15 protein-coding genes are annotated in these 13430 nt (G+C 38.1%); 6 read left to right on the top strand and 9 right to left on the bottom strand.

Features of this window, described 5'->3' with window-relative positions; all coding sequences use genetic code 11:
- Positions 1–228: 228 nt before the first annotated feature.
- The 5 genes from F2A31_RS03940 to rpoD form a co-directional block, all read right to left on the bottom strand.
- Entirely contained in the window at positions 229–1413 is a 1185-nt protein-coding gene (locus F2A31_RS03940) for an iron-containing alcohol dehydrogenase (protein WP_150025283.1), read from the bottom strand.
- A gap of 1 nt (position 1414) precedes the next feature.
- The gene (locus tag F2A31_RS03945) at positions 1415–1948 is read right to left on the bottom strand and encodes a hypothetical protein (RefSeq protein ID WP_150025284.1); all 534 of its coding nucleotides are present in this window, start codon (positions 1946–1948) and stop codon (positions 1415–1417) included.
- Between the two features lie 81 nt (positions 1949–2029).
- Positions 2030–2683: a lipoyl(octanoyl) transferase LipB gene (gene lipB, locus F2A31_RS03950; RefSeq protein WP_150025285.1), complete on the bottom strand. Its 654-nt coding sequence runs from the start codon at positions 2681–2683 to the stop codon at positions 2030–2032.
- 158 nt (positions 2684–2841) lie between these two features.
- Positions 2842–3129, bottom strand: coding sequence for a YbeD family protein (locus F2A31_RS03955; protein WP_150025286.1), 288 nt, complete (start codon positions 3127–3129; stop codon positions 2842–2844).
- A 138-nt stretch (positions 3130–3267) separates the two neighbouring features.
- Positions 3268–5148: an RNA polymerase sigma factor RpoD gene (gene rpoD / locus F2A31_RS03960; RefSeq protein ID WP_150025287.1), complete on the bottom strand. Its 1881-nt coding sequence runs from the start codon at positions 5146–5148 to the stop codon at positions 3268–3270.
- Between the two features lie 342 nt (positions 5149–5490).
- Here rpoD and F2A31_RS03965 point away from each other — a divergent pair, with 342 nt between their 5' ends.
- Positions 5491–5697: a PA3496 family putative envelope integrity protein gene (locus tag F2A31_RS03965; RefSeq protein WP_109441389.1), complete on the top strand. Its 207-nt coding sequence runs from the start codon at positions 5491–5493 to the stop codon at positions 5695–5697.
- Positions 5698–5768: 71 nt separating this feature from the next.
- A complete protein-coding gene (locus tag F2A31_RS03970) occupies positions 5769–6293 on the top strand; it encodes a YecA/YgfB family protein (protein WP_150025288.1) in 525 nt (174 codons plus the stop codon).
- Positions 6294–6395: 102 nt separating this feature from the next.
- Here F2A31_RS03970 and F2A31_RS03975 read toward each other — a convergent pair whose 3' ends face one another.
- Entirely contained in the window at positions 6396–7001 is a 606-nt protein-coding gene (locus F2A31_RS03975; protein WP_150025289.1) for a LysE family translocator, read from the bottom strand.
- A gap of 102 nt (positions 7002–7103) precedes the next feature.
- On the opposite strand from F2A31_RS03975, the gene F2A31_RS03980 reads away from it, so the two are divergent.
- Positions 7104–7979 carry a LysR family transcriptional regulator gene (locus F2A31_RS03980; protein WP_150025290.1) on the top strand — a complete coding sequence of 292 codons (876 nt, stop codon included), beginning with the start codon at positions 7104–7106 and terminating at the stop codon, positions 7977–7979.
- A 71-nt stretch (positions 7980–8050) separates the two neighbouring features.
- Here the strand turns inward: F2A31_RS03980 and tmpT are convergent, their stop codons facing one another.
- Entirely contained in the window at positions 8051–8701 is a 651-nt protein-coding gene (tmpT, locus tag F2A31_RS03985) for a thiopurine S-methyltransferase (RefSeq protein WP_150025291.1), read from the bottom strand.
- A gap of 184 nt (positions 8702–8885) precedes the next feature.
- Positions 8886–9818: an oxygen-dependent tRNA uridine(34) hydroxylase TrhO gene (gene trhO, locus F2A31_RS03990; protein ID WP_150025292.1), complete on the bottom strand. Its 933-nt coding sequence runs from the start codon at positions 9816–9818 to the stop codon at positions 8886–8888.
- A 109-nt stretch (positions 9819–9927) separates the two neighbouring features.
- Between trhO and F2A31_RS03995 the strand changes: the two genes are divergently transcribed.
- Positions 9928–10416 carry a DUF1289 domain-containing protein gene (locus tag F2A31_RS03995; protein WP_150025293.1) on the top strand — a complete coding sequence of 163 codons (489 nt, stop codon included), beginning with the start codon at positions 9928–9930 and terminating at the stop codon, positions 10414–10416.
- A 67-nt stretch (positions 10417–10483) separates the two neighbouring features.
- Here F2A31_RS03995 and gltA read toward each other — a convergent pair whose 3' ends face one another.
- Entirely contained in the window at positions 10484–11758 is a 1275-nt protein-coding gene (gltA, locus tag F2A31_RS04000) for a citrate synthase (protein ID WP_150025294.1), read from the bottom strand.
- A gap of 902 nt (positions 11759–12660) precedes the next feature.
- On the opposite strand from gltA, the gene sdhC reads away from it, so the two are divergent.
- Both sdhC and sdhD read left to right on the top strand, forming a co-directional pair.
- Positions 12661–13062: a succinate dehydrogenase, cytochrome b556 subunit gene (gene sdhC / locus F2A31_RS04005; RefSeq protein WP_004640364.1), complete on the top strand. Its 402-nt coding sequence runs from the start codon at positions 12661–12663 to the stop codon at positions 13060–13062.
- Positions 13062–13427, top strand: coding sequence for a succinate dehydrogenase, hydrophobic membrane anchor protein (gene sdhD, locus F2A31_RS04010; protein ID WP_005083003.1), 366 nt, complete (start codon positions 13062–13064; stop codon positions 13425–13427). The genes sdhC and sdhD overlap by 1 nt, the downstream gene beginning before the upstream one ends.
- Positions 13428–13430 lie beyond the last annotated feature (3 nt).

The following is a 13430-nucleotide window of genomic DNA, read 5'->3' on the forward strand; positions in this document are numbered from 1 at the left end:
AAAAGCGAAGTGCGCCAATCTATCCTAATTTGGCGTAAATTGTCAGCACTTTTCTGCATTTTTTAGCAATTTTTTTGCCAATTTTGGTGAAAATTCGATGAATTATGGGTTCATTTAACATAGAAAAGCTCCAACTCTTAAATTTACGCCGAGGATGATGTAAAGCTAAGTTATTGGAGCTATTTGATTAAAGATTTATGTAGCTAGCTATAAGCTATAAAAGCTGTATTACCATGCTTTTTGTAAAATAGCACGGAGATCCTTGAGATTTGCCTCTTTAGGATTGTAAATGATAGAGCCATCATTCAGTGCTTTTTCTGCAACTTCATCTAGTTGAGCTTCTGTAATTTTACCCGTTTCTCGCAAAGTGCGTGGGAGTTTGGTCAGGCTATGCAAACGATCACGCATGGTCAAAATCGTAGCAATTGCCTTTTCAGCACGCTGATTTGCAGGAGTTTGAGAATAGATATCAGCACCTGCAAGTGGGAGCAATAATTCACCAATCTTTTGACCATTCACTTCTTTGTTATATTCCAATACATATGGCAGGAATAGATTCATGCAAAGTCCATGGGGGAGGTGGGCAACTGCACCCAAAGCATGACCAAGAGAGTGAACAAGACCAACCATTGAATTTGAAAATGCGATCCCAGCCATCGTCGATGCTTGTGCAAGTTCTAAGCGACCTTGAGCATCACTTGGATTGTCTAGTACTTTGAATAGATTTTCGCTGATTTTTTTAATACCCGCACTTGCATAAGCATCACTGAGAGGGTTGGCAGCTAAACAAGTATAGGCTTCTACGCAGTGTGTTAGGGCATCCATACCCGTCATTGCAGTTAAATGCGCTGGTAAAGTCATGGTCATACGTGGATCAAGGATCGCTGCATGTGGCATTAAATAATAAGATGCAAATGCAAGCTTCACGTTCCGTTGTGTATCAGAAACAACGGCAACCATAGTCACTTCAGAACCTGTTCCAGAAGTCGTTGGAATCACGAAAAATGGTTTAAGTGGTTTTGGTAAGTTGTGTGCACCTGAATACTGCAACAGGTCATCACCACCTTCAGATACCAAGATATTGGTTGCTTTAGAGGTATCAATCACTGAACCACCACCAATGGCAATAATGGCATCACAGTTTTGTTTTCGATAAGTTTCCGCTGCTGAGCGAACTACTTCTAGACTTGAGTCAGGTGGAACATCATCGAAAATTGCACCAATTACCGCATCTGTAGTACTAAAAGCTGCTTCAATTGGATTGAGTAATCCATTTGCACGAACACCTTTATCCGTAATAATCATTGGGCGTTTTGCACCTAAAGCTGCAAGTTCAAAAGGAATATGCTCTAACGCAGCGTTACCAGCAATGACTTTTACAGGACAGAAAAACTCGTAATAAGGCTTAGCCATGTTATGCGCTCCGTTTGAGATATGATTTAGCGACTTTAAGATAAATATTCTTTGCACCCGTGAATTTTTCTTTTAATGTCAATTCAGCTGGGTAGCGTTTTACCGCAAGTGAAGCAACTAATTTTGGTAGGATTAATGCTTCCATTTTATTTAAGCAACGAACTAGACGAATTGCATTAGATAGATCACCATCAGCAATCATGCGATCGTTAGCAAAAGCTTGTGCTGTACTTTCTTGAAATGAAAACACCAGAAATGCATGGGTCAGATGCTTAAAGGTAATGGTTAAATCAGGCTTGCCTTTATAGTTTGACAACAGCTCTAATTGTTTTTCTTCAGTCACTCGTGCAACAAATGCAGGTCCATTTGGAAAAACATTCATTGAAAGGATAAAACCAACAGGAAACTTGGACACTTCCTCTTGTACTTCACGATCCACTTGGCTTGCCATTACGAGGCCACGACCCACAACGTCCATCATGAGTTTGACATAGGCAAATTGCAAAGTGGGCTTCACTGCTTTGGTTGAGATCACTTGCTTGTCCCTTGTTAAAATTATGCACTAGCTAATTTAGAGTATTTACTCTAATTTATTTCATTAGAATTGAAAAGTAAATTATTCTGATTTGACTACAAGGTCATTAAAGAAATTTGTATTTTGTAGGTATTGCACCAAATCCTTACAAAGTTGCTCAAAGCTTGGATAATCTTGTAGTAAGTCTTGCAAGCGTACCATTTCTAAACCGGCATATCCACAAGGGTTAATGGTTTGAAAGCCTGTTAAACTACAGTCAATATTCAGTGCGAAGCCATGATAACTACGACCTCGGCGAATTTTAAAGCCAAGTGAGCCGATCTTACGTTCTTCTACATATACACCTGGTGCATCTGCTTTGGCGTAGGCTGTGATACCGTATTTTTTGAGTAGGTCTATCATCGCTTGTTCAGCGAAACTGACTAAGGTGCGAACATTCCATTTTAAGCGATTTAAATCAAACAAGAAGTAAGCCACTAATTGTCCTTGACCATGCCATGTCACTTGGCCACCACGATCTGTTTGCACAATTGGTAGGTGGCTGGGGGTTAAAATATGTTCTGCTTTGCCTGCTTGTCCTTGGGTGAGTACATCATGATGTTGTAATAACCAAATTTCATCAGAGCTATCCGCATCTCGATTTTCAGTGAAATTTTTCATCGCTTCAAATCGATCGGTATAATCTTGTAGGTCTTTGAAACAGCGAATGATTAATGAGGGCTTCTCAAAGTTCATTACAGCATTTTTCCTTTGATTTGTGCAGGTTTATCTAAGCTTACGATCTAATTATTCCGACAAGATAAACAGAATCTTTCGTTAAAACGTTTGATTGTTATCTTTTTACTAGAGGAAAAGAAAAAATCCAAAACACTTTCGTATTTTGGATTCTTCTATTAAAGCGCTGTCTTAATTAAAGGACATGCTGCAAGGTCAGCGTAAAGCGCATGAACTTGTTCTAACTCTTCAAAACGCAATTGTGCAGTCAAAGAATGGTATTTACCTGTGCGTGAAGGCTGTACTTTAACTGAGTCGCCATCAAAATCAGGGAAGTGCTTCTGCAAAATATCAACAACAGCTACTCGAAGTTCATCCCCTGCATTACCAATCAATTTGATTGGATAGTCCATCGGGAAAACCCAAAGATGTTCTTGCAATTCACGAGAAGGAGTGCGGTCTAACATGAGCAACCTCTTAATTTGAAACGCCTGCATCAGTGCAGGCGCTTATGATCTAATACCTAAATGGGGATAAAGTATTAAACTTCAAGTCCTGAGCTAGAGCAAAGCATTGCTTTGCTTTTACACAGGATTTTCCCAATATTAGTCGTTTTCCAAGAATGAACGTAAGTGTTCTGAACGTGATGGATGGCGCAGCTTACGTAATGCTTTCGCTTCAATTTGACGAATACGTTCGCGTGTTACATCAAACTGCTTACCAACTTCCTCTAAAGTATGATCAGTTGGCATATCAATACCAAAACGCATCTTTAATACTTTCGCTTCACGTTCAGTTAAGTTCTCAAGTACTTCACGTGTTGCTTCTTTTAAGCCTTCAGAGGTTGCAGCATCTACTGGAGAAGTGATGTTTGAATCCTCAATGAAGTCACCAAGATGCGAATCTTCATCATCCCCGATTGGTGTTTCCATCGAAATCGGTTCTTTTGCGATTTTAAGTACTTTACGAACTTTAACTTCGTCCATTTCTAGACGTTCGCCTAATTCCTCAGGGGTAGGCTCACGCCCCATTTCTTGAAGTAGTTGGCGAGACACACGGTTGATCTTGTTAATCGTTTCAATCATGTGAACAGGAATACGAATTGTACGTGCTTGGTCTGCAATCGAACGAGTAATGGCCTGACGAATCCACCAAGTTGCATATGTCGAGAATTTATAACCACGACGGTACTCAAACTTGTCTACGGCTTTCATCAAACCGATGTTACCTTCTTGGATTAAGTCAAGGAATTGTAGGCCACGGTTAGTATATTTCTTCGCAATCGAAATCACCAAACGTAAGTTTGCTTCAACCATTTCTTTTTTGGCACGACGTGCTTTTGCTTCACCTACAGCCATACGTTTAGAGATATCTTTGATATCTTTCACGTTTAAGCCAAGTTCTTTCTCGATATCTGCAATCTTTTGTTGGAATGCCAGTACATCAGGGCGAACTTTTTCTAAATGTGCTTTAATTTCCGCAGGCGCTTTAGCGATTTGCTCATCTAGCCAAGCTGGATTTGATTCTTGTTCAGGGAAGGTGGTACGGAAAGTTGTACGATCCATACGACCACGACGAACTGCATAACGCATGATTTCGCGTTCATTTGTACGAATTTGATCATGAGTGCCGCGAATCATTTCAGAAATGATATCAAATAAACGTGGGGTAAATTTGAACATCATAAATACAGCAGCTAAAGATTCTAGAGCAGCTTTTGCTTCTTCACTGTTACGACCATGCTTTTCTATAATTGCTTTTGTGTCGTTCCATGCTGTTTCTAATTCAGAAAAACGGACTTTGGCAACTTCTGGGTCTGGGCCAGAATCACCTTCTGAATCATCATCACTCTCAGATTCTTCTTCGTCATCATCGTCGAGTTTGACTTCTTTTGCTGTTGATGTAGAGCCTGCTTCCTCATCGAGTTCAGCCTCATCCTCAAGCACCTCAGGAATTTCTTCGTCAGTTTCTGGATCTAGATAACCTGAAAGAATATCTGCAAGACGACGCTCACCTGTTAAAAAGTCATTATATTCTTGTAAAACTACCTCGACAGCGTTTGGCCAATACGCAATCGAATGTAAAACATCACGAATACCTTCTTCGATGCGTTTTGCAATGCTGATCTCGCCTTCACGGGTAAGGAGTTCAACAGTACCCATTTCACGCATGTACATACGTACAGGATCCGTGGTACGACCTGGCTCACTTTCAACCGATGCTAATACAGCAGCAGCTTCTTCTTCGGCAACTTCATCTGCTGCTTCAGTCGATTCACCAAACATAGTGTCATCAGTTTCTGGTGCGCGCTCATGCACAGGAATACCGACGTCTTGGAGCATTTGAATAATATCTTCAATCTGCTCACTTTCTGTAATCGAGTCTGGTAGATGATCGTTAACCTCAGCGTAAGTTAAGTAACCTTGTTCTTTGCCTCGGCTAATCAGAGCCGCTACTTGCGAAGTAGGGGAATGCATATCGCTCATCTTTGCTTACTCTTTTGTTGAATCTGTGGCGGTGAAAAACCGTGCATGATAGCACAATTCACAGGGAATGTTTGGGATTTGATCCGTTTGCACTAAATAAAAAATAGGTTTCATTTTCTGATGATTTTTTGAATATGGGGGTATGTCATATTTTTTCAAGCCTAAAATTCCTAAAGATGTTTTATACCTAAAGTTCTTAGATTATAAATACACAAAAAAAGTGCTGAAAAAAAGTACAAAACTACGTTTTATAGTAAAAAAAACAAATAAAACTTGACAAGAAATTCTAAGACAGATAAATACCGGCTAGGCCCATTAACATTTTTTCATTTGAGGTACTTAGTGTCTTCTACAGATTTTGAACTAGATGATGATAACTACGGTGAAGACGACGCTGGTTTTGATGAATCATCAGGTAAGCTCAGCGCTAAAGAATCATTAGAAAAGCGCCGTTTAATTGATGATTTGTTAGCGCAACGCCGTTTAGAGCGAGAATTGAAAGATTTTGATTATGATTTCGACGATGATGATTTTGATGACGAAGATTAAGCAAAATTAATAAGACTTTAGGTCCTAAAATGTTATGCTGTTGACGATATATTTTTAGAATTGGATAGAGAATGAGCACGTTGGATTTAGACTTATTGAGTAATTATCTTGACGGTGATCAAAACGAATACGGTCTAGATTTTGCCGCAACTCATGGTTTTTTATGTGCGATAGCTGTAGGTCCAAAATTTGATCGATGGTTAGATGAGCTCTTTGAGAGCAATCAAAAGAAGGTTCCAAGTGATGTGATTGAGCAAATCAAACTTTGGTTGGAATCTATTCGTCAGAATCTTGCCAATGAAGATGGAATTGAATTTCCATTTGAAATTGAAGAAGCTGATGTTGATTCTAGCCTAGGCGATTGGAGCGTTGGCTTTGTTGATGCAATGTTCTTAAATGAAGATGCTTGGTTTGCACCTGAATATGGAGAACAGTTAGTTGATCTGACCCTGCCGATTATGGTGTTTAGTGGTATTGATGAGGAAGATCCACAAATGGAATCTTTCCGTCGAAATGGCCAACTTATGGATGAATTAGCAGAAGAAATTCCAGATAATTTAAATGAAATTTATCTCATGTATCATACGCCTAGCTAAACGAGTAGCTTGAGTATCATAAAAAAAGCGTAATTAAAACGTCCGTAATGGACGTTTTTTTATGATTTTTGCTGTCTCGTTTTTATACTTAACCTTTTTGATTTACAGGTTTGTGAATAACAAACTCAGACCTAGTCCACTGAGTATCATGCCAATTAATCGGTTGAGTAGGAGCTGTTTAGCTAAAATTTTGTGTCGAATTGCTGGGGTTGAGCAGAAAATCGTAATTAAGCTAAACCAGATCAGATGGCTACTGGAAATAAAGATACCATAAGCAAGGAGCGTAAATAGTTGGTTCTCTATCGTCATGATCTGAGAATAAATACTCATCACAAATAAGGTTGTTTTGGGATTTAAACTATTGGTTAAAAATCCATGTTTGAATGTTTGCCAACTAGTGATGTTTGTCTGATTGTCATTTAACTTAACAGCAGCTTGGGTATAAGTCTTATAACCGATATATATGAGATATGCTGCACCAATATATTGGATAAGTTGAATAAAATCTGGAAGATGGCTCTTCAAAAAATTTAAGCTGATTAAACTATAGCTAATATGAATCCAAACACCACATGCAATCCCGTAAGCAGTACAAATACCCAAATTTCGCCCATATAAATAGCTATTTCGAGTAACGAGGGCAAAGTCTGCACCAGGGCTGATGACTGCGAGTAGGGTAATCAAACCAACTGTTAATATTTCATTCACTCATCTATTCCTAATAAAAATTTGTATATAATTTTTATATTTTTCATAATCTTGCTATATTTAAAATCGAAAATAATTCACATACATAGATGAGTTTTTGGAATGGTTGAGCGTCTATCACTGAATTCATTAAAGTTTTTTTATTTTGCAGCACGCTATGAAAGTGTGACGGTTGCGGCTGATCGTTTATTTGTAACGCAAGGTGCTGTGAGTAAACAAATTAGAAATTTAGAAGATGCTTTGGGTTTTGCTGTATTTATTCGATCATCTAGAAAGCTAAGTTTAACTGCTAAAGGGGAAATTTTATTTGATTGCTGCCAGCAAGTTTTTCAGCAAATTGATCAATGTTTAATGCAATTAAATCAACAAACTATAGTGCAAAAAAATCTGGTTCTTTCATGTGAGCCAACTTTAGCGATGAAATGGCTAATACCACGTCTAATTCATTTTAAGCAGCTTTATCCTGACTTTGAGGTTACTCTTTTAACAGGAGGAGGGAAGGTTGATTTCAAACAGCAAAATATTGATTTAGCTTTGAGACGAAATGATTTTGATTGGGGAAAATCAATCTATAGTGAGAAAATTGCTGATGAGCAAATGCTGTGTGTAGCATCTAGTAAGATAACTCAGCAAACCAAGCAAATATTTATTTCAACTTCACGGAATAAATTATGGCAGCAATTTCAATATAAGCATTCAGAACAATTCAAAGGCTATTCTAAAACAGAACTAGAACACTTTTATTTGTGTATCGAGGCTTGCTTGGCTGGTTTAGGTGTAACTTTAGTTTCGACCTATATGATTGAGCGCGAGATTAAACATCAACTATTACAACCTATGAGCTCTATATATCAGGATGAATCGGCCTACTTTCTATTGTCTGCGGAGCCTTTTGAGGAAGATGTACGTAAAGTATTATTTTGTGATTGGTTAAGGGGGCAGATGCAAGCCAGTCAGTTAGAGTTTGGTTTGAGCTAAACAATAGAATTGTTGTGAATGGACCAAACATATTGATCCATTCAGCAAGAGGTGTATGTCTTATTTTTAAATTAAGCGTTGTCGCTAGTTGAATGTTTAGTTAAATGCCAAGCATGTTCATAGGCAATCAGTTTCCCTTTCAAATTTTCAGTATTGGAAGCCAGTAATTTAATATCGTAGTGTGTTGCGTAGTGTGCTGTTAATTCATATTCAGGAACTGAAAATGGTGGTCCTGCTAATAAGGACTGATCGTATTCTATGCTGATGAGAAGTTGAGGTGCCTGATTGGTAATTTGCAGTAGGTGTTGTGTATATGTGGAACGCATTTGTTCTGGTAAAGCAATGAGCGCTGCTCGATCATAGGTCGCATCTATTTTGCCAAGTTGTTTGGCTGTTAATTTAAAAAAATCGCCAATAAATAACTCAATTTGAGCATGCTTAAAATAAGTCAAATCTCCTATCTGAGATTCCTCAAAACTAAGTCCTAAGTCTAGAATTAAATCTTGAATGGCAATTGGGCTAAGATCTATGCCAATCACATGATAACCTTGATCGATTAACCACGCTAAATCTAAACTTTTACCGCAAAGAGGAACAAAAACTCGCGCATTTTTATCTAGATTTAGGGTGCTTAAATATTGTGTTAGTAAGGTATGAGGCTGATTTTGATGAAAGCCGATGTTATTGGTTTGCCATTTGTCGTGCCAAAAATCATGTTGCATAACTTTATACCTTAGCTTTTTTCCAATAATAGAGCAGATATGATTTCATTTTGGTTTAGATTTTATTATTTTCCATGGTGATTAAGCGTAATAATTGTTTAGACCGCTACAATGATTTATTGGTTAACAAACTAAAAAGCCTCAGTTTGAAACCAAGGCTTTTGATTGGTAAGTTGCAATGAACTTATAGGCGTTTACGCTTTGCTGCAGCAATTTGCGATTGGCGCATACGGAATCCAGCTTTTTGTTTATCCGTGGTTTTATCGATACAATAAATGCATGATACGCCATGTTCATAACTTGGTAGTTCTGCTTCTTCTTTGGTTAATGGCCAACCACAAGCATGGCATTTGATATTTTCACCTTCTTCGACGCCATGTGTAACAGCAGTACGTCCGTCAAATACAAAGCACTCACCCTCCCATAGACTTTCTTCTACAGGTGTTTCTTCAAGATATTTGAGAATGCCGCCTTTGAGATGATAAACCTCATTAAAGCCTTCTTGTAAAAGTAAGGAGGTTGATTTTTCGCAACGAATACCACCTGTACAGAACATTGCAATTTTTTTATCTTTATGTTGCTCAAGGTTTTGTTTTACATATTCAGGAAATTCACGGAAGGTTTCTGTTTTAGGGTCAATTGCACCTTTAAATGTACCAGCTTTATATTCATAGTCATTACGTGTATCTATAAGAATGACATCCTCACGACTAATGAGTTCGTTCCACTCTTTAGGATCAAGATAGTGACCGACTAAATCTCGTGGTTTAACTTCAACACCTAGAGTTACGATTTCTTTTTTTAGTTTGATTTTCATTTTACGAAATGGTTTGTCAGAGCTGAAAGACTCCTTGTATTCCATTTCAGTAAAGCCTTCATTGATTAGAAATTGATGAACAGTATCAATTGCCGCACGATCACCTGCAACTGTACCGTTAATTCCTTCTGGAGCAACAATCAGAGTTCCGCATAAATTGATGCTATTCACTAAGTCTAAAAGACGTTTTTGCAGATCGGCTGCATCTGAAACTTCTTTAAATTGATATAGTGCCGCAACAACCCAATTATTGGTCGCTTGCTGTTCTACAGGTGCAAGCTGTTCTACAGTAGCGTTCATGGATAACTCCAAATGTATTAAGATAGGAAATAAAGGCGCATATTTTAGCGCGAAATTTTAAAATAAGCGAGAAAACCATAAAATAAATATGGTTTTATAGGAGTTGATTTTGAGTAATGATCGTCGAATCCCATCATTGACGCCATGTGCAGGGCGTTGTTCTACGGTATTTGGTGATCTGGTCTGTCGTGGATGTCGCCGTTTTAATCATGAGGTTATTCAGTGGAATACTTATACATTAGAACAGCGTTTAGCGGTGTGGGCGCGTTTGGATGCGCAGTTAGATCAAATTTTAGTTCCTTTATTGCCAAATGCGAATCTTCAACATGTCGAAGGCTTTATTCAGCACAAAAGAGTTCGCATTTTAGAAACGGCGAGTAAAGGACGTAAGCTTTACCATGCTTTGAAAATTTGTGAAAAAAACAAGCATTTGGCTCAAGAAAGTGGGTTGGGAGTTGTTGATGTACAAGTCAAACCGATTTGGGATGAATTTGAGCGTCGTGTACTGGCTTTGGCAAAAGCAAGTTATGAGTTGGCATGGTTAAGGGCTGATGGAATTAGCTACAACTTAATGCGGTTGATCGAAGACGATGAGTGATTTGACTTTAACGCTAAAGCAGAAAAGCTGCCATTAGGCAGCTTTTCTAACATTAATTTTCGGAAAATTAACGTTTGATGTCGCGCTGAGTTTCGCCTGTGTAAAGCTGACGAGGACGACCAATTTTGTAAGGTGCGCTGTGCATTTCTAACCAGTGGCTGATCCAACCTACTGTACGTGCAAGAGCAAAGATCACTGTAAACATTTCTGTTGGGATACCAATCGCTTTTAAGATGATACCAGAGTAGAAGTCTACGTTCGGGTAAAGCTTACGTTCTACGAAGTATGGGTCGTTAAGCGCAATACGCTCAAGTTCCATTGCAAGCGCAAGTTGTGGATCATTAATGCCTAATGCTTCAAGTACTTCGTCACATGTTTGTTTCATGACTTTCGCACGTGGGTCGAAGTTTTTATACACACGGTGACCGAAGCCCATGAGTTTAACTTCTTTACGTTTTACTTTTTCCATGAATTCAGCAACGTTTTCTACGCTACCAATTTCATCTAACATTTTAAGAACAGCTTCGTTTGCACCACCGTGAGCAGGTCCCCAAAGCGCAGAAATACCTGAAGAGATACATGCGTAAGGGTTTGCACCTGTTGAGCCTGCAAGGCGTACTGTTGACGTAGAAGCATTTTGTTCGTGATCAGCATGAAGCGTGAAAATACGGTCCATTGCACGAGCAAGAACAGGATTTACCTTGTAGTCACGATCTGCTGGTGTAGCAAACATCATGTGCAAGAAGTTTTCAGCGTAACCTAAATCGTTACGTGGATAAATAAATGGTTGACCTACAGTGTACTTGTAGCTCCATGCCGCAAGGGTAGGGATTTTAGCGATTAAACGAATCGCAGTAATTTCACGATGGTTAACATCTTCGATGTCAAATGCATTGTGATAGAACGCTGATAATGCACCAACAACACCAACCATGATTGCCATAGGGTGAGCATCACGACGGAAACCATTGAAGAAACGGCTGACTTGATCGTGAACCATAGTGTGGTTACGTACTTTTGCGTCAAATTCTGCTTTTTGTTCAGCAGTTGGAAGCTCGCCATTTAATAATAAATAACAAGTTTCTAAGTAGTCCGCTTGAGTTGCTAATTGATCAATTGGATAGCCACGGTGTAATAAAACACCTTTGTCACCATCAATGAATGTGATCTTAGATTCGCAAGCAGCTGTCGCCATAAAACCAGGATCGAAAGTAAAGTGACCTGATGCTAATACATCTTTAACGTCAATTACATCTGGGCCCAATGTGCCGCTGTAAATTGGTAATTCAATTTCTTTGCCATCAAGCTTTAATACGGCTTTTTTGCCAGTTGCTGCAGACATTCAATAGATCTCCTGTCCTGGTGAATGATTATCTGACTCGAAATCCTAATCTTGTCATGTGCGAATCAGACGGTGTCAAAATTTGCTATAAGAGTAGTGGCTACTAAAATTTTGTCAATTATACTTAGGGATAAAAAATGACGTTGCTACAGTCAATTAGTCATCCTTTATCGAAGAAAAACTGAGTAAAATCACAGCACCGGTCGAGTATAATATGTCAAATCAAGTTTTAGGTGCATAAAAAAAATGAAGCATCAGTACAATTGTAAGTAAATTTTTATTTCGGCAATGTTTTGGTGCTTATAAAATAAATACTTAGGAATAGCATAATGTTCATATAACTCAAGGGTTGGATTTAAATAAGAGTTCAAAAATAATACTTGAAGCATATTTTTGTTTGGCATAATTGATTCATTGTGGTGCGTTTATTTGTATAAAAAATGACTTATTTCTTTTTTTTATTATAAATAGGGAGATAGATTATTACTTATTTATATTTAATATCAAAATGAGGGGTATTATTTTTGACAATATTTAGAATTGATAGGTTTAATGCAAATGTATACTCGGAATTGTGAATGTTTGATGAAATAAAATAGAAATTTTTTTGAGAATAAAGTGAATCGATGAAATTGTGTATATTTTTAAAAGTTTATAAAAAACAATAATATATTTTATTTTATGGATGCTTTTTTGTGATGATGATATAATTATTTTTGTTAATGATTCTTATTTATAGTTTTTTTAGACTAAAGCGAAAGTTGATTGTTTGTATTTTGATATTTCACGTCTTATAATTCGGTGTCGTTATATAGGTTAGGCATGTGCTGTGCTTGCCTGACAATGCCAGCTTTCCTTTGAATTAATTCAAACAAACTCCAGTTGGAGTTTCTACCTACAGGATGCCCGCTGTGAAAAGCAACAGACCTGTCAATTTGTCCATGGGTCAGGTGTTAGCGGTAAATTTACGCTCACCCGTGGCTATTGCATCAATTCTACACCGTCTATCAGGTGTGATCGTTTTCTTATTAGTCGCAGTTCTTTTATGGATTTTGGATAAATCTTTATCTTCACCAGAAGGATTTGACTACGTTAAAAATGTCGTATTCGGAAATATCTTTGTACGTTTCATCGTATGGGTATTTGTAGCAGGATTACTTTTCCACTTTATTGCAGGGATTAAACATCTTCTTGCAGACCTTGGTTTTGCTGAGGAGCTACAAAGTGGTCGTATCGCGGCTACAGTTTCATTGATCTTATCTGTGATCAGTATTGTCGCAGCTTTTGTATGGATTATGTTCTAATGAAAAGTGCTACAGGTTTAACAGGTTCAGGTTCTCGCGATTGGTATATCCAACGTGTTAGTGCTGTGGTTTTAGCTGCATACACCGTCGTGATTCTAGGCTGGATTCTATGTAACAGTGGATTCGGTTACGAACAATGGGCAGGCTTTATGCTGACTTTGCCAATGAAGATTTTCTCTTTATTAGCCGTTCTATCACTCGTTGCTCATGCATGGATTGGAATGTGGCAAGTTTTTACTGACTATGTAACGACTCGTCAAATGGGGCCTTCGGCTTCAGGTTTACGCCTTGTATTGACTTCTGCTGTCATTATTTCAGTGTTCGTGTACGCAATCTGGGGTATCCAGATTTTCTGGGCAAATTGATAG

Origin of the sequence: Acinetobacter suaedae (genome assembly GCF_008630915.1) — a bacterium.
GTDB lineage: Bacteria > Pseudomonadota > Gammaproteobacteria > Pseudomonadales > Moraxellaceae > Acinetobacter > Acinetobacter suaedae.

Coding starts and splice junctions, on each gene's coding strand:
- F2A31_RS03940 (WP_150025283.1), bottom strand. CDS start 1,413: ATGGCTAAGCCTTATTACGAGTTTTTCTGTCCTGTAAAAGTCATTGCT.
- lipB (WP_150025285.1), bottom strand. CDS start 2,683: ATGAACTTTGAGAAGCCCTCATTAATCATTCGCTGTTTCAAAGACCTA.
- F2A31_RS03955 (WP_150025286.1), bottom strand. CDS start 3,129: ATGTTAGACCGCACTCCTTCTCGTGAATTGCAAGAACATCTTTGGGTT.
- rpoD (WP_150025287.1), bottom strand. CDS start 5,148: ATGAGCGATATGCATTCCCCTACTTCGCAAGTAGCGGCTCTGATTAGC.
- F2A31_RS03970 (WP_150025288.1), top strand. CDS start 5,769: ATGAGCACGTTGGATTTAGACTTATTGAGTAATTATCTTGACGGTGAT.
- F2A31_RS03980 (WP_150025290.1), top strand. CDS start 7,104: ATGGTTGAGCGTCTATCACTGAATTCATTAAAGTTTTTTTATTTTGCA.
- tmpT (WP_150025291.1), bottom strand. CDS start 8,701: ATGCAACATGATTTTTGGCACGACAAATGGCAAACCAATAACATCGGC.
- trhO (WP_150025292.1), bottom strand. CDS start 9,818: ATGAACGCTACTGTAGAACAGCTTGCACCTGTAGAACAGCAAGCGACC.
- gltA (WP_150025294.1), bottom strand. CDS start 11,758: ATGTCTGCAGCAACTGGCAAAAAAGCCGTATTAAAGCTTGATGGCAAA.
- sdhC (WP_004640364.1), top strand. CDS start 12,661: ATGCCCGCTGTGAAAAGCAACAGACCTGTCAATTTGTCCATGGGTCAG.
- sdhD (WP_005083003.1), top strand. CDS start 13,062: ATGAAAAGTGCTACAGGTTTAACAGGTTCAGGTTCTCGCGATTGGTAT.